Genomic DNA, 23,420 nt, shown 5'->3' with positions numbered 1-23,420 from the left:
GTACAGTGTGGATTTATATTTTTATATAAAATAGAAATCTATTCTTTTTCTACTTTTTTAGATTCATCTTCCTTAGTGGCATCCTTAAATTCTTTAATTCCGCTACCTAATCCGCGCATTAATTCAGGAATCTTTCTTCCTCCGAATAAAAGCAATACTACCACAACAATTAAGATAATTGAATATCCACCAGGAATTGCTAAAAACATACTTAATGACATCATAATCGTTAAATTTAAGCTACAAAGGTAAAAATAAATACACACCTAGCTGTAAAGAACATCAAAAAAAACACTTCGATACAATTTATTCCTAATAATTTTCTTTTAAGTTTGTAGTGTATAATAGACTTATGGCAAAAGATAAACAGAAAAAACAGCGATTAAGAAACAAGCTTTTGCACAAGTATCGTTTGGTCATTTTGAACGAAGATACTTTTGAAGAGCGTATTTCTTTTAAACTCACACGCTTAAATGTTTTTGTGTTGGTCACGTTTTCCGTGATTCTTCTGATTGTATTGACCACATTTTTAATTGCCTTTACTTCATTACGAGAATACATTCCGGGTTATTCATCGACAGCTTTAAAACAAAAAGCAATTGAATTGAACGAAAAAATAGATTCTTTAGAACAAGCTAAAATAAGAGATTCTGTATATTTAATGTCTATTCGTAATGTCCTTACGGGAGAAATAAAAAGCGAAAACATTAATAAAGATTCGTTATACAAATCGTTTGAATTGGACGCTGAAGAACTCAAATTAACAGCAAATAAACAAGATTCGTTACTACGAGAAGAAGTTGCCCAAGAAGACAAATATAATTTGTTTGAAACGGCAACGTCCAAAGTAAATTTTGTGCTATTTCCGCCCGTAAAAGGAGAAATTACACAAGAATACAATCCGAAAGAAAAACACTTTGCCATTGACGTTGTTGTGCCCAAAGGAACACCTGTGAAAGCTACGGCTGACGGAACCGTGATTTTTTCCGAATGGACAGCTTCTACCGGATATGTAATGATTATAGAACATCCTAATAATTTAATCTCGATATACAAACACAACGCAACCTTAACCAAACAACAAGGCGAATTGGTGAGAGCAGGCGAAGTTATTGCTACGGTTGGAAACACTGGCGAATTAACGACAGGTCCGCACTTGCATTTTGAATTGTGGAGTGAAGGATATCCAATTAATCCGACAACATTTATTGATTTTAAACGATAAAATGAGTTCTAACGATTCTGAATATGAATACGTTGCATCTGATCCAATCAGAGAAATAAAGAAAAGCAGATGAAATCACTAAAAGCCTTACTTGCTAAACCTTTTGCTAAGCGCATTCAAAAGAAAGTTTTGAAATGGGCAAACAATCCTATTAAAACGCAAGAAAAGGTATTTAAAAAATTGATCAAGCAAGCAACGAAAACACAGTTTGGAAAAGATCACGATTTTGAAAATATACATTCGCATGCAGATTTTGTAAAACGTGTTCCCATACGAGATTATGAAGGACTAAAACCGTATGTAGACAAAGTTGTCGCGGGTGAAGCAGACATTCTCTGGAAAGGAAAACCTGTATACTTTGCCAAAACTTCTGGAACAACTTCCGGTTCAAAATACATTCCGATTACCAAAGAATCTATGCCAACACATGTAGAAGCAGCTCGAAACGCTATTTTACTCTACATCGCTGAAACAGGAAACACAGATTTTGTCAACGGAAAAATGATCTTTTTACAAGGAAGTCCAATATTAAAAGAAGAAAACGGCGTAAAACTCGGACGACTCTCAGGAATTGTAGCACATTATGTGCCGGGTTATTTGCAAAAAAACAGAATGCCAAGTTGGGAAACCAATTGTATTGACGATTGGGAAACAAAAGTAGAAGCCATTGTAGACGAAACGTTGCCTGAAAAAATGGCGATCATCAGCGGAATTCCTTCCTGGGTACAAATGTATTTTGAACGCATTCAAGAACGAACAGGCAAAAAAGTTGGCGACGTTTTCCCAGACTTTAAATTGTTCATTTTTGGAGGTGTTAATTATGAACCGTACCGAAATAAGTTTGAAAATCTCATTGGAAGAAAAGTAGATAGCATAGAATTATATCCAGCCAGTGAAGGGTTTTTTGCATTTCAAGATCAACAAAACGACAAAGGAATGTTGTTGCAACTGAAATCGGGAATTTTTTATGAATTTATCAAAGCAGATACTTTTTTTGATGAAAATCCAACACGAATCACACTAAAAGATGTAGAACTTGGTGTAAATTACGTTATGATTATTTCCACAAACGCAGGACTTTGGGGCTACAATATTGGCGATACTGTTGAGTTTACATCGCTAAAACCGTATAAAGTAATCGTTTCGGGACGCATCAAACATTTTATATCGGCATTTGGAGAACACGTCATCGGAAAAGAAGTAGAGCACGCATTAAATGACGCATTGCAAGATTCTGGTGCAAGCATTAATGAATTTACAGTAGCGCCACAAATTGATCCTGCAGTAGGATTACCGTATCATGAATGGTTTATAGAATTTGAAAAAGAACCTGAAAACATGGAAGTGTTTTCCAAAACAATAGACGCTTCATTACAAGCACAAAACAGTTACTATTTGGATTTGATTAAAGGGAAAATATTACAACCTTTGCAAGTGACTAAAATTCAGAAAGATGGATTTCAAAATTACATGAAATCGATTGGAAAATTGGGTGGACAAAATAAAATTCCTAGATTGTCTAACGATAGAAAAATTGCAGAAACACTAACGAATTACGAAAAAGCTTAGAAATATCAAATTAACTTGTATTTTTGTGCGGAAAAACCATATATGAGTAACATTAAAATACACGAAAGAACAAGAGCGCAAGAATCATCAGGAGCTATTGAACGTTTGTACATAACCATGAGACATTTATTTAATCGTGGATTTTACAAACCAATGGGCGTTTCTGGAGAAACATTACGACAAGCGTTATTGTTGTTACGTCCCGAAATATATGGCTCTGTAGCAGAACAGAAGGCAGAAATAAACGGTTTGTTATATGTAATTGATCGTTTGCCAATTGGTATTGAAGAATGTCGTTTTATCAACCTAACTTCGGATGAAGGCTACAAAAATTCGCACTTTAAAGTTATCATTCCACCCAAAAGAAGAAGAAACTGTTACCGAATTGATGAGGAACAGATGAACATTGAAATTACGCGTGGACGCTCAGAAATCTATGATATTTTAACGCATTTGACGTTTTTATTTATAGAATCGCACAAAATTAGCAACCGTGTATTGATCGGAGAAGATGGAGAAACTACGCGCGATTGGGTAAAACTGGAAGCAGCAGTTTGTAAAAAGAAAAAGCTAACACTTGCGGAACGCGAAATTGCAATTACACACACAGCAAATATTCTAGGAAGAACTTTTGAGGAAATCTTAGATGCACACAAAACATTTTCAACTAAAGAACATCCTGAGCGTTTTCTGAACATTATTTATTGGTTAGGAAAATTAGCCATTACGGAAGTGACCAAAGGAGAAAAAAGAACCATTACGTTTAGTCCTGTATTGCGAGAACGATTAGGACATCACATTCATGGAGAAATTTGGGCAAACAATATCAAAAAAGTACTAAAGGAAAATAACTTATTACACAGACCAATTCACATCATTAGTGCCAATATGCACAGTGTGATGAATTCTATATTTGCGCCAAAATTATTAGAAAAACAACTTAAGGTGAATGATGATGAATTTGATGTTTTTGAAGCATTAAGTACATCCGGAAATGATGCGCTTCGAAATAAAGTAGAAAAGGAAGCGTTGAAAAGAGGAATGATTTACATTGAAGATGAATCAGGAACCAACATTAATGTACAAGTTTTTGATACCGCAAAAATTGATTTTAGCAAAACAACCTATACGTGTTCAGCTAAAAATGATGATGAAAAACCGGTTTTATTTGTCATGGATTATGCATTTGGAGAACAAGCGTACGAAACGATAGATGAGTTTTTAAAACCATACACAAGCAAAGACAAAACGCAGAAAGAGTACTTAAATGTAGCGTCTATTTCCATTATGGGAAAAGCTGGTATATTAGAAGGTGGAAAAGGAGATATTATGATTCCTTCTGCACACATATTTGAAGGAACAGCAGACAATTATCCTTTTAAAAACGAATTGCAAAAAGAAGACTTGGAAGGTCATGGATTGGAAGTTTTTGAAGGCTCCATGATTACCGTTTTAGGAACGTCATTACAAAACAAAGACATCTTAAAATTCTTTCATGATTCTACTTGGAATGTGATTGGACTAGAAATGGAAGGAGCACATTATCAAAAAGCAATTCAATCTGCTTCAAAAATTAGAAAAAGTATTATAGAAGAGGTAAAAGTGCGTTATGCCTATTATGCTTCAGATAATCCATTAGAAACAGGAAGCACCTTAGCTTCTGGCGGATTGGGAACAACAGGCGTAAAACCAACATATTTAATTACAAGAAAAATTTTAGAACAACTATTTAACAACTAAAAAATATGAGTGAAAATATGCAAAATACCCCTCAAAAATCTACGGAAGTAGACTTAGGAGACTTATTTAGAATGATGGGTAGAGCAATGAACCGATTCTTTGCATTTATAAGGAATGCTCTTTTATTTATTTTAGATTTAATTATTAGAGCTTTAATTATTGTTAGAGTTCATGTCATAAAATTTGTCATAGTAGGAATACTGAGTGTTGCTATTGGATGGTTTATTGATTCTAGACAACCAATTGTATTTGGTTCAGATATGATTGTACAAACCAATTATGGAAGTGCGAGACAATTATATTCAAACATTAAATATTATAATGGATTAGTTCAACGTGGAGATAGTGTCCAATTATCAACTCTTTTTGGGATTACAGAAACCCAAGCAAGAGCTATAAAAGGTGTTTCTATTGAGCCTAATGTATCTGAAATAGATATGTTAAAGGCGTATGATAGGTTCATGAAGGAAACAGATAGTATCAATGTTGCTGGCGAAATAGACTATGAAAAATTTAAAAGAAGCGTAGACCCACTAAATTTTGAAAGACATGAAATTGGTGTAGCTTCTGGAGAGATAAATATTTTTAGTCTATTGCAAGACAAACTTATCAAGGTAAATCTAGAGAATGATTACATCAAGAAGCAAAAAGAAATCACGCTTCGTAATTTGAATTCTGAAGAAGCAGCATTAAATAAACGTTTAATAAAAATTGATACGTTACGTGATGTCTACAACAAAGCCATAAGAAGTGAAGCTGGAAAAACGAGCCAATCACAAACAAGCATTCAAATGGCATCAAGTACTATAAAAACAAGCGAATTAGAGCTTTTTAGCTTAGATGAAGAGATCGCAGCTCGTTTGTTAAAAATTGCTGAAGACAAAGAATTTAAGAAAGAAACAATCAATGTGTTGAGTAATTTTTCTGATGGAGCACAAATACGACACTTCTATGACAGTTACTTGTTTAGAATTCCAATCATTACATCATTACTATTATTTGTATTTATCTTATTAAGAGAACTAAACAAATACTTAAACACATACGCAGAAAACAGACGATCGAATGCCTAAAAACGCTGTACTTATTACAGGAGGAGCCGGATTTATAGGATCAAACTATATTCCATATTTCTTGGAACAACACCAGGACACAATCCTTGTAAACCTTGATAAACTTACTTATGCAGGAAATTTAGAAAATCTTGCAGAAGTTGCAAATCATGAAAATTACATCTTTGTGGAAGGCGATATTTGTAATAGAGGGATCATTGAAAAATTATTTACAACGTACGATTTTAAAGCAGTCATTCATTTTGCTGCGGAATCGCATGTAGATAACTCTATCAAAAACCCCGATGCGTTTATTCAAACAAACATCTTTGGTACATTTAATTTAATAGATGTTGCCAAAAAGTTTTGGATGAATGGTCCAAATCAAGTCAAAGAAGGATACGAAACCTGTAGATTTCATCACATATCAACCGATGAGGTTTACGGAACGTTAGGAGAAACAGGTTTATTTACAGAAGATACCTCGTACGCACCAAACAGTCCGTACAGTGCTTCCAAAGCATCGTCAGACTTTATTGTGCGCAGTTATTTTCATACCTATGGAATGAACGTTATCACGACGAATTGTTCCAACAATTACGGACCAAAGCAACATGATGAAAAGTTAATTCCAACCATTATCCGAAAAGCAATTTCGGGTGAAAACATTCCTATCTATGGCGATGGAACAAATATCCGCGATTGGTTATACGTATTAGATCATTGCAAAGGAATTCACTTAGTATATCAAACAGGAAAAACAGGTGAAACCTATAACATTGGTGGAAGAAACGAACGTAATAATGTTTATATTGCGACAACAATATGTGAATTATTAGACAAATTACAGCCAAAAGAAGCTTCTTACAAAGAACAAATCACCTTTGTGTCTGACAGGCCAGGACATGATTTTCGCTATGCAATTGATGCAAGCAAAATAGAAAATGAATTGGGTTGGAAAGCGGAAGAAAATTTTGAATCTGGAATTTTGAAAACGATCGAATGGTATTTACAAAAATACACAACAAACGAGTAGCATGAAGGGAATCGTATTAGCAGGCGGATCAGGAACACGATTGCATCCACTTACCTTAGCCGTAAGTAAGCAATTAATGCCTGTATATGACAAACCGATGATTTACTATCCAGTATCTACACTCATCAGTGCTGGAATTCGTGAAATACTCATCATATCTACGCCGCAAGACTTACCATTATTCCAAAAATTACTCGGCGACGGGAAAAAATTCGGATGTGAATTTCACTATGCAGAACAAGCATTACCAAACGGATTGGCAGAAGCATTTATTATTGGCTCAACATTTATCGGAAACGACAAAGTTGCGTTAATTTTAGGGGACAACATATTTTACGGTTCAGGTTTGGCAGCACTATTACAAGCAAATAACGATCCGGATGGCGGTATCATTTACGCATATCATGTACACGATCCAGAACGTTACGGAGTTGTTGAATTTGATGAAAATGGCAATGCAATTTCTATTGAAGAAAAACCTGCAGAACCAAAATCAAACTATGCAGTTCCAGGCATCTATTTCTATGACAATGACGTGGTAGAAATTGCCAAAAACATTCAACCAAGCAAACGTGGCGAACTCGAAATAACAGACGTGAATCGCGTATATCTTGAAAAAGGAAAACTCAGCGTCAGCATTCTCGATAGAGGAACCGCTTGGCTCGACACCGGAACATTCAACTCATTAATGCAAGCTTCACAATTTGTACAAGTCATTGAAGAACGTCAAGGACTCAAAATTGGAGCCATAGAAGAAGCGGCATATCGAATGGGATTCATTACCAAAGAACAATTAGCAGCATTGGCAACACCATTATTAAAAAGTGGTTACGGAAAACATCTATTAGAAATACAATAAACTAAGTCTTGAACATTACACATACACCATTAGCGGACTGTTTTATCATAGAACCTCAAATATTTGGAGATGCTAGAGGAAGCTTTATGGAAAGTTATAACGAACAAAAATTTCCAGCGGACGTACACTTTGTACAAGACAATCAATCTACTTCGCAAAAAGGCGTATTGCGCGGATTGCACTTTCAAACAGGCGAACATGCACAAGCAAAATTAGTACGTGTCATTCGTGGCGAAGTACTAGATGTTGCGGTTGATATCAGACCAAATTCTAAAACCTTTGGACAACATTTTTCCGTAGTTTTAAACGATCAAAACAACAAACAACTCTTTGTGCCGAGAGGATTTGCACATGGTTTCATCGTCTTAAAAGACGATACAATTTTTGCATACAAATGTGACAATTTTTATAACAAAGAAGCAGAATCGGGCATTATGTACAACGATCCTGAAATTGCCATTGATTGGATGCTTTCTGAAGAAGAAATCATGCTATCTGACAAAGACAAAGAACTTCCATACCTGAAATCATTATCGCTATGAAACGAGCATGTTAAAAAGATTATCACCCAAGGGAATGATTAATAGCGAACAACATGTGACCAATAAAAAAACAAATAATATAAACACATGAAAACGGTTTTAGTAACTGGCGCAAATGGTCAATTAGGACAGTGTATTCAAAAAATACAAAACCAACACTCAGGAATTAACTTCCACTTCAAATCGTCAAGCGAATTAGACATTACCAATCGTGAAGCTATAAACGATTACTTTTCAACTCATGCAATTGATTATTGTGTGAATTGTGCTGCGTACACCAATGTAGAATTAGCTGAAAGCGAAACAGACAAAGCGTATTTAGTAAATGCGGAAGCCGCGAAACATCTGGCGGAAGCCTGTGCAAAACACAACACAACGTTGATTCATATTTCTACAGATTATGTATTTGATGGAACAAAAACGGAACCGTATCTAGAAACTGATCAAACCAATCCGATTAGTGTATATGGCGCATCTAAGCTAAAAGGCGAACAAAACATTCAAGAAGCAATACAGAATCATTTCATCATTCGGACGTCTTGGTTATATGCTGAATTTGGCAAGAATTTCTACAAAACCATCTTGCAAAAAGCAAAAGAAAAGGCAAACCTAACCATAACAACGGAGCAAAAAGGAACGCCCACCAACGCAAATGATCTTGCGGAACTCATTCTGGAAATTATCAACACAGAAAATACCGATTACGGAATTTATCACTTTAGCAATGAAGGTGAAGCGACTTGGTACGATTTCACGAAAGAAATTATTAAAAACTTAAATTTGGCTTCCGCCGAAAAACCTACGTTGCAATCTGTAGCTAGTTACAAAACCAAAGCCGCTCGCCCAGAAAACAGCGTTCTCGACAAAACGAAAGTGCGCACAATCATTCAAACGATTTCATGGCAAGAAAGCCTGCGTAATCTTATGAAATAATACTATAAAGGCTCATATAAAACAATTTGCATCTTTCTTTTTCCGAAGTATAGTAGCTGTTTTTCGTTAAGAATTTTTGAAGCCTTGGAGAAAATTTAGAAAAACAGATACGATTTTGACTTTTTCAGTCAAAAATACCTCTGGAAAAAGCGCATTTTCTTTTGTTGACGCCTGTGCTGAACTTGATTCAGTATCTATTGTGCGAGCAAAGAAAATGAAAATAAGAATCTAAAAATTAGGCACTTAGTTTAAAACAGTATTAAAAAAGCAAAAAACCCTCAAGTAATACTAGTGTAGAACACATATTATAAAATAAAAATAAACAGTAAAAATCATTCCTAAATTGATACAAACCTATCTATACAACGCCATTGAAGCTTCTGTAAACGCAGGCGCGCTAATTATGGATATCTACGAAAATCAAATCGTTGAGGTAGAAACCAAAGCAGACAATTCTCCTGTAACCATTGCAGATCAAAAGGCAAACGATTACATTGAAGAAGCATTACAAAGCACAGGAATTCCTGTTATGAGTGAAGAAGGAGAACATGCAAAATTTGAAGTTCGCAAAAACTGGAACCAATGTTGGATCGTTGATCCACTTGATGGCACCAAAGAATTCATAAAACGAAATGGAGAATTTACCGTAAACATTGCATTAGTTGAAAATGGAAAACCAATCTTAGGTGTTATTTACATTCCAGCACAAAAAGCATTGTATTATGCAATTACTGCGGAACAAAAAGCATTTAAAATAGAATTAGCCGAACATAACATTACGGCGGATATGTTACAACATGCAGTTGAAATATTTCCAGCGAATGAAAGTGACGTTATCACCATTACATCAAGTCGTTCCTATACCAATCAGCAAATATTCGACTTAATTGCAAAGTTTGAAGGCGAACAAAAACAGACAAAACTCATCAAAGCAGGAAGTTCGTTAAAATTCTGTCTCATGGCAGAAGGAAAAGCGTCCTACTATCCGCGGTACGCACCAACAATGGAATGGGACACAGCCGCGGGACACGCTATTTGTAATGCTGTCGGACTCGAAGCTTACGATTTAGAAACCAATAAACCATTAAAATACAATAAGGAAAATCTTTTAAATCCTTGGTTTCTTGTTCGAAAAAAGTAGTTTTTATTTACGAAGCTATTGGTAAGTTCAAAGTTGATATATAAGCATTTTTTCTTATATTCGCGCCGTGTTCATAAGGAGTTAAAACTTATTAATGCCTAAAAATAAAGCTATTATATCAAGCTTAGATTTATTTGCAATTTTCATAATCGACTAAACACTTACAATAAAAAATGCTTTTTAATTCATTAGACTTTGCCATCTTTTTACCGATAGTGTTTGTAATATATTGGTCGTTGGCAAAAAACGTACGTCTGAGAAATCTATTCATCTTAGCAGCTAGTTACTATTTTTACGGTAGTTGGAATTGGAAGTTTCTTTCGCTCATTATTATAAGTTCAATTGTCGATTATTATATTGGACAAAAACTAGGTAAAGAAGAATCACCAAAAAAGCGGAAACTCCTATTATACGGTAGTTTGCTGGTAAACTTGGGCTTCCTTGTATATTTTAAATACTTTAACTTCTTTATTGAAAGCTTTGTAGACGCATTTAGTTTATTTGGTACACAATTGAATATAGAAACGCTCAATATTATTCTCCCTGTGGGAATTAGTTTTTATACGTTTCAGACACTTAGTTACACCATTGATATCTACAAGAAAAAATTTCAACCGACAAATGATATCATTGCCTTTTTTACGTTTGTTGCCTTTTTCCCTCAATTAGTTGCTGGACCAATTGAAAGAGCTTCACACCTTTTACCGCAATTTTCAAAAAAATATACGTTCAACTATGCGCAAGTAAAAAGCGGAATATTGTTGATATTATGGGGACTTTTTAAAAAAATGGTTATTGCAGATCGCTTGGCAATTGTGGTAAACGAAACTTTCAACAATGTAGATAGTTACATGGGAGTAGAGTTTATCATAGGAACCATCTTTTTTGCTTTTCAAATTTACTGTGACTTCTCAGGATACTCTGACATTGCTATTGGAATATCAAGAACCATGGGCTTTGATCTTATGAAAAACTTTGAAAGGCCGTATTTCTCTAAATCAATTACAGAATTTTGGAGAAGATGGCACATTTCATTATCCACTTGGTTTAGAGATTATGTGTATATTCCTTTAGGTGGAAGTAGAAAAGGAGAATACAGAACCTACTTTAACTTGTTCATGGTATTTTTTATTAGCGGAATATGGCACGGCGCCGCAATGACATTCGTAATATGGGGAGCAATTCACGGAATTATTATTGTGTTAGAAAAAGTGACTAGCAAACAACGAAAACGCTTTTTTGAATCTATCAAGCTGACTAAAAAAAGTATAATTGGAAAGCTGTTTTTCATCACTATTACATTTACAATTGTATGCTTTGCGTGGATATTTTTTAGAGCAAATTCGGCAAAAGATTCATGGATTATTATTGAAAAAATATTCTCCTTTCAAATGGGAGATATAAACATAGCATCCGACTTAGGTATAAATGCAGTAGAATTCTATGCATCATTTATATTTATCATATTAATGTTAGGTTTTGAATGGTTTCATTACAGAATTAATATGGCAACAAAATTAGCACGTCAACATTTTACTGTCCGATGGGGATTTTATATTGCTGCCGCTGTTGTGATGATTATATTTGGAGTATACGGCTCATTCAAAGAATCAGAATTTATTTATTTCCAGTTTTAATATGAAAAAGCTATTCCTAAAACTATTTGTACTAACAACGATTGTTGTTCTTTTCCTTTTTCTGGGAAATAAATACTTCAAAACCAAAGAACACTCTGTCAAAACGTGGACTCAGTTTTACTCCAATACTGGAACAGATTACGACGTGGTGATTATGGGAAACTCAGTAGCGTATTCTACTTTTGACCCAAGAATTATCAATTCAAAATCCTCACTAAAATCATTTAACTTATCGAGTGCGAGTATATCTGTACAACAAGTATATTTTAACTTAATAGAGATGTTAAAATATAGTAAACCTCAATTATTAGTAGTGGAAGCGTATGCATTAGATGTTAAAAATTCTAATGTTGGGAAAAGACGAAAATTTAATTATAAAAATATCGACGGACAGAAGCTATCTTTTAATAAAATGGTTAGTATTTATAACGTTTTTGAAACCAAAACGCAAATGATAGAAGCTATGTTTCCTACGGTGCGAAATCACAGCGAATGGTCTAATTTTGAATTTATAGAAAAAAATTCGAAATACACATATAAAGAAAATCCTTTTTTAGGATTCAGAAATTTAAATGTAGAAGGTACTGACGCAAGAATTGCTAAAACTTTAGGCAAACTACCAACATCGTATGAAATTACAGAAGACAATAAAGACTATTTCAAAAAAATAGTTGCGCTTTGTAAAGAAAATGACATCAAATTAGTGCTTGCTAGAGCGCCACAATTCAAACACCAATCAAATCCTCAATATGTTGAAGAAATACATACTGTGACAAACGAATTGATCAAAGGACTAGATGTTACGTATATTGACTTTGATAAAGACTATGCAAAAAACAACTTTGTTAAATCGGACTTTTACGATGCATTACACCTAAACCGTAGAGGAGCAGTGAAGGCAACAGATCTTTTAATTGAAGTAATAGAAAATAACTTAGATCTAGAAAAAAATGCAGAAATTGCAAAAACAACTCCAGAGTATTTAATTAAAAACATCGCTTCGGATAATTCTAAGCAGCTATTAGATGAACCTTTTAGTCCTTTTGAAGACATTACTATAAATAAGATTTACATACAACACCGTGAGGATGATATTTATAATATCGTAATCTTTATTGATAAAAAATCTAATATTAAAAAGATTGAAGATTATAAATTCAGTTTACATTTTGAGCCAATTGATGCTCAGAAAGATAAATTGTTAAGTGAAGCAGAAAGAAAGAGAGGAAAAATGGTTATTGGTGCTACTGGAACTCCATTAATTGAGACTTCCGATTATTATGTAAGATTTGTTAGTTCAAAAGAAATTCCAATGACAGATATAAAACGTTTTACAACATATTTGTATGACGGTAATGATGTTAGTGAAATGAAGCGCGTAACAAACTTTAAACTAAAGCAAAAGTAGAATCTCAGGCTAAAAACAAATCTTCATATTTAGAAATAAGAGTTTTTGGATCAAAAAAATATTAGCAGCAATAATACTCCTAGGTTAGAAACCTAAATTATCAAAACCGACAAAACCCTAAAATACAACAAGGAAAATCTGCTAAATCCTTGGTTTATTGTTAGAAAAATAACATAAAAAAAAGGGTGATAAAACCCTTGTAAAAAAGGGTATTTCCCCAGAAAGATCATTTATTTCCTAGTGTTAAAATTTATGGCTAGTTTTGCAGCGAATTATAGCACCATGTATCAAGAAGCATATCATCACGAAAGTATAGAAACCAACAGTTTTTTAATCACAGGTGGCGCAGGATTTATTGGATCTAATTTGGTCGAATATCTACTAAAACACAATGCCAAAAAAGTACGTGTATTAGATAACTTGGCTACGGGTTTCAAACACAATATTGAGGAATTTGAGTCAAATCCGAATTTCGAATTCATGCTTGGTGATATCAGAGACGTAGAAACTTGCAAAAAAGCAGTGGATGGAATAGACTACGTATTGCATCAAGCGGCGTTAGGTTCGGTGCCACGATCATTTGATGACCCAATTTCAACAAACGCTGTAAACATTTCGGGTTTTTTAAACATCTTAGTTGCTTCACGCGATGCAGGCGTAAAACGTATGGTGTATGCAGCTTCTTCAAGTACGTATGGCGATAGCAAAGCATTGCCAAAGCAAGAAGAAATCATCGGGAAACCGTTATCTCCGTATGCAATTACAAAATATGTAAACGAATTATACGCAGACAATATCTCTAAACATTTTGGTTTTCATACCATTGGATTGCGTTATTTCAACGTATTTGGACCAAAACAGAATGTAAAAGGCGCGTATGCGGCAGTAATTCCGTTGTTTTTCAATGCAGGAATACATAACACAAAAGTAACAATCAATGGTGACGGAAATCAAACAAGAGACTTTACTTTTGTCGAAAATGTAGTACAGGCAAATATCAAGTCATTATTTGCAGAAATTACACAACATGAAGTAGTAAATGTAGCGGTTGGCGATCGTATTAGTGTAAACGATTTGTGGAACAACATCAAAGAATTTACAAAAAGCACGGTGGAAGTTACTTATGGTGAAAGCAGAATTGGCGATGTGCGAGATTCACTGGCAGACATTACAAAAGCAAAAACACTCTTAAGTTACAATCCAAAATACAATGTGCGTGACGGTTTGGCTATTACGTACGACTTTTTTAAAAAGCAAGCTGTAGCAAATGAAAAATAAGGTAATTTCCATAATAGGTTTAGGATATGTTGGGTTGCCTTTGGCTGTTGAATTCAGTAAAAAGGGATTTCAAGTCATTGGATTTGATATCAATCTGCAACGAATTCAAGAATTGCAGCAAGGAAAAGATCATACGTTGGAAGTAAGCAATGAAGAAATGCAAGAAGCTTCAAGTTTACAGTACACAAACAAAGCGGAGGACATCGCGAAAGCAAATGTGTACATTGTTACGGTACCAACACCAATTACCGATCATAAATTTCCAGATTTATTTCCATTAGAATCAGCTTCAAAATTGGTTGGTTCGGTATTGAAGAAAGATGATATTGTAATTTATGAATCTACGGTGTTTCCGGGTTGTACAGAAGAAGTTTGTGTGCCAATTCTGGAAGCAAAAAGTCAATTAAAATTTAATACAGATTTTTATTGTGGATATTCTCCAGAAAGAATCAATCCAGGCGATAAAACACACAGAGTCAGCAACATTGTAAAAGTAACTTCGGGAAGTACGCCTGAAATTGCAGATACGATTGATGAAATCTATAAAAGCATCATCACGGTCGGAACGTTTAAAGCATCTTCTATAAAAGTAGCAGAAGCAGCAAAAGTGATTGAAAATTCGCAACGTGATATCAACATTGCGTTTGTAAACGAATTGGCGCTCATATTTGGAAAACTAGGGATTGACACGCATGAAGTATTAGAAGCCGCAGGCACAAAGTGGAACTTTTTACCATTTACGCCAGGTTTGGTTGGCGGACATTGCATCGGCGTTGATCCGTATTACCTAACGTACAAAGCAAAAAGCGTAGGATACATTCCGCAAGTCATTCTTGCAGGAAGAAAAATAAACGATAATATGGGCAAATACATTGCAGAACGCGTTGTAAAACTCATGATTAAACAAGGAAAACTAATCAAAGGCGCTAAAGTGACCATTTTGGGAATCACTTTTAAGGAAAATTGCCCTGATATTAGAAACACACGAGTGATTGATATTGTACATGAACTCACAGAGTATGGAATTGAAGTTGAGGTATTTGACGATAATGTAAACGCTTCAGAAGTAAAAAAGGAATATAATATTGACCTCGTTTCGTCGATTTCAAAAGACACTAGAGCGATTATTTTGGCAGTTGCGCATAAAAGTTTCAATAAAATTGACGTAACTCCCTTTTTTAAAGAAGGATGTATTATTTTTGACGCGAAAAATTTCCTTCCAAAACCAATTGTAACCGAAAGATTATAGCCGTTAGAATAATAAATAGATAAGAATCAATGCAATGAGCACAAACAATTAGTTCACCCAAACCAATATGTTTACTGCGAATTACATCTGACAGAATTAAAAGAATAAAAACAAACTGATGAAAAAAAATCTAATTGTATTTGGTACACGACCAGAAGCTATCAAAATGGCACCTTTGGTAAAGGAATTTTTAAAACACCAAGACACTTTTGAAACAAGAGTTTGTATCACGGCACAGCACAGAGAAATGTTGGACCAAGTACTTTCATTTTTTGAAATAACTCCCGATTATGATTTAGACTTAATGAAGCCTAATCAAAATTTATATGGCTTAACGGCGGATATTATTACGAATCTAAAACCTGTTTTGGAAGAATTCCAACCAGATTTTGTTTACGTTCACGGAGATACTACCACAACCATGGCAACGAGTATTGCAGCGTTCTATTCAGGTGCAAAAGTGTGTCATGTGGAAGCAGGATTGCGTACATTCAACACAAGATCACCGTTTCCAGAAGAAATGAACAGATGTGTTACAGGAAGTATTTGTGACTATCACTTTTCTCCAACGGAAACATCAAAGAAAAATCTGTTAAACGAAAACGTAGCAGACGAAAACATACTGATTACTGGAAATACGGTAATTGATGCATTACACTTTAGTGCAAACAAAGTAAAATCTACTGGTTTTGAAGATCAAGAAATTGAAGATTTAAAAGGAGTTTTAGATACTTCTAAACGATTAATCTTAGTTACTGGTCACCGTAGAGAAAATCACGGACAAGGATTTATCAATATATGCAGCGCGTTAAAGCAAATTGCAACCGATCATCCTGACACACAAATTATATATCCTGTACACTTAAATCCAAACGTACAAAAGCCAGTTTACGAATTATTAGGCGATATCAACAATGTAAACCTAATCAAACCGTTATCATATCCTGCATTTGTTTGGTTAATGGATAAGTCTAGCTTAATCATTACAGATAGTGGCGGCGTACAAGAAGAAGCACCAAGTTTAGGAAAACCTGTATTAGTAATGCGTGATACTACCGAAAGACCTGAAGCAGTTGATGCAGGAACGGTATTATTAGTAGGAACAAATACAGAAAGAATAATTGAAGAAGCTACAAAATTACTAACAGACGAATCAGCGTATCACAAAATGAGTAAACTACACAATCCGTATGGAGATGGAACTGCTTGTGATAAGATCGTAAAATACATGTCAAAATTATAATAAGAATCATGGGGAATAAACCAAGTGTTGTTATGGTAGGTCTAGGATATATTGGACTTCCTACCGCAGCGTTAATTGCAAGTAAAGGAATAAAAGTAACAGGAGTTGATATTCATCAACATGTTGTAGATACTATTAATAAAGGAGAAATCCACATTGTTGAGCCAGATTTAGATGGTTTGGTACATCACGTAGTAAAAGAAGGATATTTAACAGCAAGTACAACACCTGCAGAAGCAGATGTATATTTAATTGCAGTTCCAACACCTTTTAAAGGTGATCATGAGCCAGATATCTCGTATGTAGAAGCAGCAACAAGAGCTTTATTGCCAACTTTAAAAGAAGGCGCTTTGGTTATTGTAGAATCTACAAGTCCGGTTGGAACTACAGAAAAAATGCAAGCAGTAATTCAGGCAGAACGTCCAGAATTGAACGGTAAAATACACATGGCATATTGTCCAGAACGTGTATTACCAGGAAATGTAATCTATGAATTAGAGCATAATGATAGAGCTATCGGTGGAATTGATGCAGCATCAACAGACAGAGCTGTAGCATTCTATAAGCATTTTGTAAAAGGAGAATTGCACAAAACCAATGCAAAAACAGCAGAAATGTGTAAGTTGGTTGAAAACTCATCAAGAGATGTTCAAATTGCATTTGCAAACGAACTTTCTATGATTTGTGATGAAGCTGGAATCGATGTTTGGGAATTAATCAACTTAGCAAACAAACATCCAAGAGTAAACATTCTACAACCAGGAACAGGCGTTGGTGGACATTGTATCGCTGTTGATCCATGGTTTATTGTATCTGAATTTCCAAAGCAAGCAAAAATCATTCGCGCAGCAAGAGAAATCAATAATTACAAAACAGAATGGGCTATTGAAAAAGTAAAAAATACAGCGTTACAATTTAAAATAGACAACGGAAGAGATGCTAAAATCGCATGTATGGGATTGGCATTTAAACCAAATATTGATGATTTACGTGAATCGCCAGCATTATTGGTAACCAATACGTTAGTAAACGACGGTTTCCATGTATTGGCGGTAGAGCCAAACGTAAACTCACACAAAGCATTTGAAATTCACGATATGCAAGAAGCTGTGGCACAAGCAGATATTATTGTATATTTAGTAGCGCATAATGAATTTAAAGATTTAACAGTTGATAAAACTGTTATCGATTTTTGTAACGTAAGTTAATTAGTAAAAACAAAACACAATGAAAAAAGTATTCGTATTAGTTCTTGGTCTTTTTCTGATCGCATGTGGATCGGATGAAAAAAAGAAAACAGAACCTGCACAGGATGACAAGAAAACAGACGTAGTAACACCAGAAGTAACAACGCCAACATACCCTAAATTAACGGATGTTCCGCAACAATTAAACTATATTTTTGATAGCGGATATGAGTTTGCTGAAGACTTAAAACTTGATTTTATTGCATTAGAAAGCAAAGGTGGAGACAAATACCAATTAATCTACGGATTAGAAGAAGGTACAGACTTCGCTAAAGTACAAGATTTAAAAGTTTCTGCGGTATTCTATGCAGAAGATCCTTCTAAATTTAAAGATGCTATTTACAGAAAAAGAAAATCAAAACAAGTACCTTCAGTATGCAAATTATTTAGTTTAGATGATGGTGTTGTTGTAGTTCAGGACTTTGAAATGATTCCAAAAGAATTTCTTCAAGCTAAATTTTATTTCTATAATGATCAAGGTGTTATAAATAAAAAAATGCTAACGGTAAGAAAAATTACGTTGCCTAAGTAATACATATTTATCACTAGATGATTTTTTCAACATCTCTATTTCTAGTATTCTTTACGATAGTATTTATAGTATATTGGTTTATACTAGGAAGTATAAAAGACGATGATAAGAAGCTAAAAGCAAGAATTGTATTCTTGCTTTTAGCTTCTTATTACTTTTATATGTCATGGAATCCTTTATTTATTCTATTGATACTATTCTCTACCGTGGTCGATTATATTGCCAGTAAAAAAATTCACGCTAGTACCTCGCAAAAACGAAAAAAACTATTCTTAGTTCTTAGTTTAATTACCAACTTAGGATTTTTGGCGTATTTCAAATATGTCAATTTCTTTCTAGGAACGGTAAACGACATCTCTGGGTCTAACTTTTTTGTAGACGTAGTATTGCCCGTGGGAATTTCGTTTTACACATTTCAATCCATGTGTTATACGATAGATATTTATTATGGAAAAATAAAACCTTCCAAAGACTTCTTTGAATTTTCATTATACGTAACATTCTTTCCGCAATTAGTCGCAGGACCTATTGTAAGAGCTATTGATTTCATTCCGCAATTAAAAATAAATCAATACTTTAGAGATATTAACTTTCAACTTGCCGCGAATTATATCATCTTAGGATTGGTCAAAAAAGTAGTCATAGCAGATAATATTGCGCAATTTTCGGATCCGCTATTTGCAAATCCAGATCAATTTGGAATCATTACTACTTGGGTTGGTGTCATGGCGTACAGTATTCAAATTTATTGTGATTTCTCAGGATATTCAGATATGGCAATTGGTGTAGCAGCATTGTTAGGTTTTAAGTTAATGGAAAACTTCAACATGCCGTATAATGCTACTGATATTACTGTTTTTTGGAGAAAATGGCATATCAGTCTATCAACATGGTTGCGCGATTATCTGTTCATTCCGCTAGGTGGAAGTAGAGTATCTAAAAAAATATTCTATTACAGAAACTTAATGCTTACCATGCTTCTTGGAGGACTTTGGCACGGCGCAAGCTGGAACTTTGTCGTTTGGGGCGGATTGCACGGAGGAGCATTAATCATACACAAACTATACAAAACAAAATACGCAGACAATTTCAAATTCTCAAAACTAGGCGCATCGGCATATACTGTATTTGCGTGGGTTTTAACTATGATATTTGTAATGGTTACTTGGGTATTTTTTAGAGCACAAACATTTGGTGATGCTACACAAGTATTACAAAATATGTTTATACCAACAGAATCGATCAACGATACAATTCCAATAGTATTTATTGCTTTACTAGGAATTACTGTAATAGGACATTTCTTAGGAATCAAATATTACAAAGAAGTGGAAGAACAACAACAGCACATGTTTTCGAACCCATATTTGCAAGGCGCATTATTTGGTTTGGCAATATTCTTAATACTCTTATTTGGTAGTGACAATAATCAAGCATTTATCTACTTTCAATTCTAATGGCTATAAAAAAAGAACATCGTATATTTCTCATTCAGGCCATAATAGCAATAGTGCTATTTTTAGGATTATCTGTTACTGTAATAAACATTTTTTCAAGCAGTCTAAAAGCGGAATTATATCTCAAATTGGATAAAGATGTAAAAGAAATGTCAGTATCTTCAACACGGTTATTAGATGCATTAATAGCAAAGGGCGATTTAACTTTTGAACCAACTAAAGGAACTCAAATACATAAAGTTCTTAAGAATTTAAAATACGCTGAAGGAAATAAATTATTAATGATAGGTTCCTCTCAATTACGGGTATTGCAAGGTGAAAATATAAATATTGAATATCAAAAACTAGTTTCAAGAAAAATAACTACCTATACAAATTATAACACATACAATTTATCTCTTGGAGGAATGAAAACCTCAGAGAAATTAATTATTGCAGAAAAAGGAATTCAAGTGATACAACCAACCCGAATATTAATTTCGGCAACGCCTTGGGATTGTGTAAAAGATGAAGTAAGACCAACCGTTAAATCTGTTGAAAATGAAGATTATGAAGTATTCAATCCTAAAATATTTAAAAAATTATTCCCATTAAGTTTAAATGATAAAATAAGAACTAGTGTTGATAAAATTGTTGAAAATAACATTGATATTTACAATAACAGAGGTGCTATTAAATATTGGTTATATAATGAAATTACTGGATTTTCAGCACTGATAAACGAAGAGAAACCAACAGCAATTCCTGAATATTGGAGAACATTAAATCAAAAATTAGACAATAGTAAAGGTTGGGATAAAACTGAAGCTAAAACAGGAAGAGGTTCTTTAAAAATAATTAATGAAGAAACGACAAGCGCAAGATGGTTAGGAGATGATATTGTTTTAGAAGAACCCACAGATACTTTTGAATTTTCAGGATGGAGTAAAGCTAAAAATGTCTCAAAGGCAAAACTATACTGTTTAAATTTTCAAGTATTCTTTGAAGATGGTACAAGCAAATGGCATTTCAAAGGATTACAATTTAATAAAGGTACACACGACTGGGAAAAAGTAAAAACACGTGTTCGGTTTGATAAAAAAGTAACCTCTATAAAGCCACACATACTATTCTACAATGCTTCAGGAACGGTTTGGTTTGATGATATAGCGGCAAAACCTGTATACGATGGAAAAATAGGAGAGAACATACTACCAAACCCGGATTTTGAAGCAGCACTTAAAGAGCGTCTGCACGTTTCGTACACGTACGATGCTGCTGAATGGAAACGTATCCAAGAAAATATGTTTTCACTAATTGATTTTCTATCAAAACAAGAAACTAAAGCACAAAATGTGTTACTATTTACACCATTTTGGCACAATAAAGATAAAACTGCGTATCCGCAAAAAGCAAAATACAAAGCTTTACAAGAAAGTGTGAAACACTATTGTAAAGAAAAGAATGTAGCCTTTGTAGACGCTTCTTATCTCTTATCAAAAGAGAACTTTGGAATTTATACTAAAGGAAGTGTAAGAGACAAAATAGATGTATTGCATTTCAATGCAGATGGACACGAAAAACTCGCAACATATATTATTAAAGAATTAAAGCTTTAATTTAAGACACTACAACACAAATACAAAAGCAGTTTCGCGTATTGCTGTCAAATATTTATAGTATTTTGGTAACATCAAAACACAATACAATGACAGTAGTAGAAAGTTTAGAAGAATTATATAACTATACTTCACCATCTGACAAAGAAATGGTGTATGTAAGAGGGTATCTAAATGATGAAGATGGCGGTGGCGGTTTTTTTATATTTGATGCCGTTTCTAAACTTGAACCTTTCTATCAAAACATTGCTCCTGATTCGCGCAACCCAAAAAGCCCGTATGCATCTTTTGAAGCAATGCTAAAAATTGGATACAACGCCAATTATGACGGAATGGTTTGTAAATCACAAACAAACCCAAATGGTAATTGGACACGTCAATGGGATAGAGGGAAACTCAATTTGCGTTGGTTTGGAGCACGACCTAGCGGATCTGATGTTTCACCAGCATTAAACGCAGCGCTAAAATATGCGCAATTTGATATTGCTATCAGACAAAGGGATTCCAAAGGTACATATTTACAACCACCTCAATTTTTTCCTCCAATAAATACCTATAATAACAGTGCTTACACACGACCAGGGAAAACGATTTTTATTCCTTCAGGAAGGTATTATTTTAGAACATTTATTAGTACTATTAAATATGGAGTTGTGATTGAAGGTGAAGGAAACATGGGTACTTCACCACACGGAACACGTTTATTAATTGCGCATGAATATAATAATCCTGCTACTATTAATGTATTACCAGTAGCAAATGAAAAAGGAGCCTTTTTTAGATTTTATGCAAATGGTTCTAACAATTCAGGTGGCGGATTGAAAGATTTGAGTATTGATATCCCTGATTTAAATGGTGTAAATGACTTTGATGCCAATATTGTTTCACTAATATCCGAGGAAACATCATGTGTTGATAGTAATGGAAATATTGTATACTGTCCATCTGTATCAAAATGGAAAGGAGAAAATTTAGTGTTTACATTAAATGCAAAAGCAAAAAGAGCGATCATTATGGAGAGTAATCAAAATGATCAAAATGGTGAGTATAGTGGACGAAGAAGAATTAGAGATGCTTCACTTATCAATTGTTGGTTTGCAGGCGCAAGTGTGGACGGTGAAACTGTACGTGCTACGCAAGCTTCTGGATTGCATATTATTGGAGGATTCTTTTCTTCTGGCTTAGGTGCCGTAAATGATGAAAATCCGAATCTTCCACCACCAACGGTATTACCAGGAATTTTCTTGTCTGATTGTGCCAACATACATTTGAATGGCGTTGATTTAACACATGGAGAAATCTATATTCACAAGAGGAGTCGTCATATTAATATTGATTGCCGATTTGGAAGATTACTCATTTATGACGGAGTCGAAAAAGAACACATAGATTTACAAGTGTCAAAAAGATATGTGTTAAATCCACGAAAACTTCCAGATTACTTAGATCGGAAGAATGCTCCAAGTGGATATAAGTGTTATAATAATACTCATGAAATAGAACAAGACACAACATGGCTTCATAAACCACTAAATACTTAACAAACCAAACGCATTAACTTTAAAAGTTGATGCGTTTTTTTATGTCAACACTCTTTTTAGGTATAAAAACCATGTATCAAAAATCAAAATAATACATTTGTAAGATTTTAAGAAGTATTGACAGTTTTCTAAT

At 34.1% G+C, this 23,420-nt stretch carries 20 protein-coding genes; 19 read left to right on the top strand and 1 reads right to left on the bottom strand.

The window, feature by feature from the left end:
- Positions 1-38: 38 nt before the first annotated feature.
- Positions 39-224, bottom strand: a complete 186-nt coding sequence (tatA, locus tag H2O64_RS11790; RefSeq protein ID WP_187562405.1) for a twin-arginine translocase TatA/TatE family subunit — start codon at positions 222-224, stop codon at positions 39-41.
- A gap of 128 nt (positions 225-352) precedes the next feature.
- On the opposite strand from tatA, the gene H2O64_RS11785 reads away from it, so the two are divergent.
- The 19 genes from H2O64_RS11785 (at position 353) to H2O64_RS11695 (ending at position 23,287) form a co-directional block, all read left to right on the top strand.
- A complete protein-coding gene (locus H2O64_RS11785; protein WP_187562404.1) occupies positions 353-1,225 on the top strand; it encodes a M23 family metallopeptidase in 873 nt (290 codons plus the stop codon).
- A 69-nt stretch (positions 1,226-1,294) separates the two neighbouring features.
- Positions 1,295-2,794, top strand: a complete 1,500-nt coding sequence (locus H2O64_RS11780) for a GH3 auxin-responsive promoter family protein (protein WP_187562403.1) — start codon at positions 1,295-1,297, stop codon at positions 2,792-2,794.
- Positions 2,795-2,836: 42 nt separating this feature from the next.
- Positions 2,837-4,534: a DUF6909 family protein gene (locus H2O64_RS11775; RefSeq protein ID WP_187562402.1), complete on the top strand. Its 1,698-nt coding sequence runs from the start codon at positions 2,837-2,839 to the stop codon at positions 4,532-4,534.
- Positions 4,535-4,539: 5 nt separating this feature from the next.
- Positions 4,540-5,607 carry a hypothetical protein gene (locus tag H2O64_RS11770; RefSeq protein WP_187562401.1) on the top strand — a complete coding sequence of 356 codons (1,068 nt, stop codon included), beginning with the start codon at positions 4,540-4,542 and terminating at the stop codon, positions 5,605-5,607.
- Positions 5,600-6,622 (top strand): dTDP-glucose 4,6-dehydratase, encoded by a 1,023-nt coding sequence (rfbB, locus tag H2O64_RS11765; protein WP_187562400.1) that lies wholly within the window; start codon positions 5,600-5,602, stop codon positions 6,620-6,622. The genes H2O64_RS11770 and rfbB overlap by 8 nt, the downstream gene beginning before the upstream one ends.
- 1 nt (position 6,623) lies before the next feature.
- The gene (gene rfbA, locus H2O64_RS11760) at positions 6,624-7,481 is read left to right on the top strand and encodes a glucose-1-phosphate thymidylyltransferase RfbA (RefSeq protein ID WP_187562399.1); all 858 of its coding nucleotides are present in this window, start codon (positions 6,624-6,626) and stop codon (positions 7,479-7,481) included.
- An 8-nt stretch (positions 7,482-7,489) separates the two neighbouring features.
- Positions 7,490-8,023: a dTDP-4-dehydrorhamnose 3,5-epimerase gene (gene rfbC / locus H2O64_RS11755; protein WP_187562398.1), complete on the top strand. Its 534-nt coding sequence runs from the start codon at positions 7,490-7,492 to the stop codon at positions 8,021-8,023.
- A gap of 87 nt (positions 8,024-8,110) precedes the next feature.
- On the top strand, positions 8,111-8,956 hold the full coding sequence (rfbD, locus tag H2O64_RS11750) for a dTDP-4-dehydrorhamnose reductase (RefSeq protein WP_187562397.1): 846 nt from the start codon (positions 8,111-8,113) through the stop codon (positions 8,954-8,956).
- 343 nt (positions 8,957-9,299) lie between these two features.
- A complete protein-coding gene (gene cysQ / locus H2O64_RS11745; RefSeq protein WP_187562396.1) occupies positions 9,300-10,097 on the top strand; it encodes a 3'(2'),5'-bisphosphate nucleotidase CysQ in 798 nt (265 codons plus the stop codon).
- A 173-nt stretch (positions 10,098-10,270) separates the two neighbouring features.
- The gene (locus H2O64_RS11740; RefSeq protein ID WP_187562395.1) at positions 10,271-11,734 is read left to right on the top strand and encodes an MBOAT family O-acyltransferase; all 1,464 of its coding nucleotides are present in this window, start codon (positions 10,271-10,273) and stop codon (positions 11,732-11,734) included.
- Position 11,735: 1 nt separating this feature from the next.
- On the top strand, positions 11,736-13,142 hold the full coding sequence (locus H2O64_RS11735) for a hypothetical protein (protein ID WP_187562394.1): 1,407 nt from the start codon (positions 11,736-11,738) through the stop codon (positions 13,140-13,142).
- A 282-nt stretch (positions 13,143-13,424) separates the two neighbouring features.
- Entirely contained in the window at positions 13,425-14,420 is a 996-nt protein-coding gene (locus H2O64_RS11730) for an SDR family oxidoreductase (protein WP_187562446.1), read from the top strand.
- Complete coding sequence (locus H2O64_RS11725) at positions 14,410-15,669, top strand: nucleotide sugar dehydrogenase (RefSeq protein ID WP_187562393.1); 1,260 nt, start codon at positions 14,410-14,412, stop codon at positions 15,667-15,669. Before H2O64_RS11730 ends, H2O64_RS11725 begins: the two co-directional genes overlap by 11 nt.
- 118 nt (positions 15,670-15,787) lie before the next feature.
- Entirely contained in the window at positions 15,788-16,912 is a 1,125-nt protein-coding gene (gene wecB, locus H2O64_RS11720) for a non-hydrolyzing UDP-N-acetylglucosamine 2-epimerase (protein ID WP_187562392.1), read from the top strand.
- Positions 16,913-16,920: 8 nt separating this feature from the next.
- A complete protein-coding gene (wecC, locus tag H2O64_RS11715; protein WP_187562391.1) occupies positions 16,921-18,120 on the top strand; it encodes a UDP-N-acetyl-D-mannosamine dehydrogenase in 1,200 nt (399 codons plus the stop codon).
- Positions 18,121-18,139: 19 nt separating this feature from the next.
- Positions 18,140-18,691: a hypothetical protein gene (locus tag H2O64_RS11710; RefSeq protein ID WP_187562390.1), complete on the top strand. Its 552-nt coding sequence runs from the start codon at positions 18,140-18,142 to the stop codon at positions 18,689-18,691.
- Positions 18,692-18,708: 17 nt separating this feature from the next.
- Entirely contained in the window at positions 18,709-20,148 is a 1,440-nt protein-coding gene (locus H2O64_RS11705; protein ID WP_187562389.1) for an MBOAT family O-acyltransferase, read from the top strand.
- Entirely contained in the window at positions 20,148-21,746 is a 1,599-nt protein-coding gene (locus H2O64_RS11700) for an SGNH/GDSL hydrolase family protein (protein ID WP_187562388.1), read from the top strand. Before H2O64_RS11705 ends, H2O64_RS11700 begins: the two co-directional genes overlap by 1 nt.
- A gap of 89 nt (positions 21,747-21,835) precedes the next feature.
- Positions 21,836-23,287, top strand: a complete 1,452-nt coding sequence (locus tag H2O64_RS11695) for a glycosyl hydrolase family 28-related protein (protein ID WP_187562387.1) — start codon at positions 21,836-21,838, stop codon at positions 23,285-23,287.
- Positions 23,288-23,420: the final 133 nt, after the last annotated feature.

The organism is Kordia aestuariivivens, assembly GCF_014397005.1.
In the GTDB taxonomy this organism is placed as follows: Bacteria; Bacteroidota; Bacteroidia; order Flavobacteriales; family Flavobacteriaceae; genus Kordia; species Kordia aestuariivivens.
The sequence above is the reverse complement of the archived record's forward strand: the minus strand, read 5'-3'. Positions and strand labels throughout refer to the sequence as shown.

Excerpts from the sequence above, each read along its gene's own strand:
- H2O64_RS11735 (WP_187562394.1), top strand. The coding sequence starts at position 11,736 with ATGAAAAAGCTATTCCTAAAACTATTTGTACTAACAACGATTGTTGTT.
- H2O64_RS11780 (WP_187562403.1), top strand. The coding sequence starts at position 1,295 with ATGAAATCACTAAAAGCCTTACTTGCTAAACCTTTTGCTAAGCGCATT.
- H2O64_RS11785 (WP_187562404.1), top strand. The coding sequence starts at position 353 with ATGGCAAAAGATAAACAGAAAAAACAGCGATTAAGAAACAAGCTTTTG.
- H2O64_RS11725 (WP_187562393.1), top strand. The coding sequence starts at position 14,410 with ATGAAAAATAAGGTAATTTCCATAATAGGTTTAGGATATGTTGGGTTG.
- H2O64_RS11695 (WP_187562387.1), top strand. The coding sequence starts at position 21,836 with ATGACAGTAGTAGAAAGTTTAGAAGAATTATATAACTATACTTCACCA.
- tatA (WP_187562405.1), bottom strand. The coding sequence starts at position 224 with ATGATGTCATTAAGTATGTTTTTAGCAATTCCTGGTGGATATTCAATT.
- H2O64_RS11710 (WP_187562390.1), top strand. The coding sequence starts at position 18,140 with ATGAAAAAAGTATTCGTATTAGTTCTTGGTCTTTTTCTGATCGCATGT.
- H2O64_RS11770 (WP_187562401.1), top strand. The coding sequence starts at position 4,540 with ATGAGTGAAAATATGCAAAATACCCCTCAAAAATCTACGGAAGTAGAC.
- H2O64_RS11700 (WP_187562388.1), top strand. The coding sequence starts at position 20,148 with ATGGCTATAAAAAAAGAACATCGTATATTTCTCATTCAGGCCATAATA.
- rfbD (WP_187562397.1), top strand. The coding sequence starts at position 8,111 with ATGAAAACGGTTTTAGTAACTGGCGCAAATGGTCAATTAGGACAGTGT.
- wecC (WP_187562391.1), top strand. The coding sequence starts at position 16,921 with ATGGGGAATAAACCAAGTGTTGTTATGGTAGGTCTAGGATATATTGGA.
- rfbA (WP_187562399.1), top strand. The coding sequence starts at position 6,624 with ATGAAGGGAATCGTATTAGCAGGCGGATCAGGAACACGATTGCATCCA.
- rfbB (WP_187562400.1), top strand. The coding sequence starts at position 5,600 with ATGCCTAAAAACGCTGTACTTATTACAGGAGGAGCCGGATTTATAGGA.
- wecB (WP_187562392.1), top strand. The coding sequence starts at position 15,788 with ATGAAAAAAAATCTAATTGTATTTGGTACACGACCAGAAGCTATCAAA.
- H2O64_RS11705 (WP_187562389.1), top strand. The coding sequence starts at position 18,709 with ATGATTTTTTCAACATCTCTATTTCTAGTATTCTTTACGATAGTATTT.
- H2O64_RS11775 (WP_187562402.1), top strand. The coding sequence starts at position 2,837 with ATGAGTAACATTAAAATACACGAAAGAACAAGAGCGCAAGAATCATCA.
- H2O64_RS11730 (WP_187562446.1), top strand. The coding sequence starts at position 13,425 with ATGTATCAAGAAGCATATCATCACGAAAGTATAGAAACCAACAGTTTT.
- H2O64_RS11740 (WP_187562395.1), top strand. The coding sequence starts at position 10,271 with ATGCTTTTTAATTCATTAGACTTTGCCATCTTTTTACCGATAGTGTTT.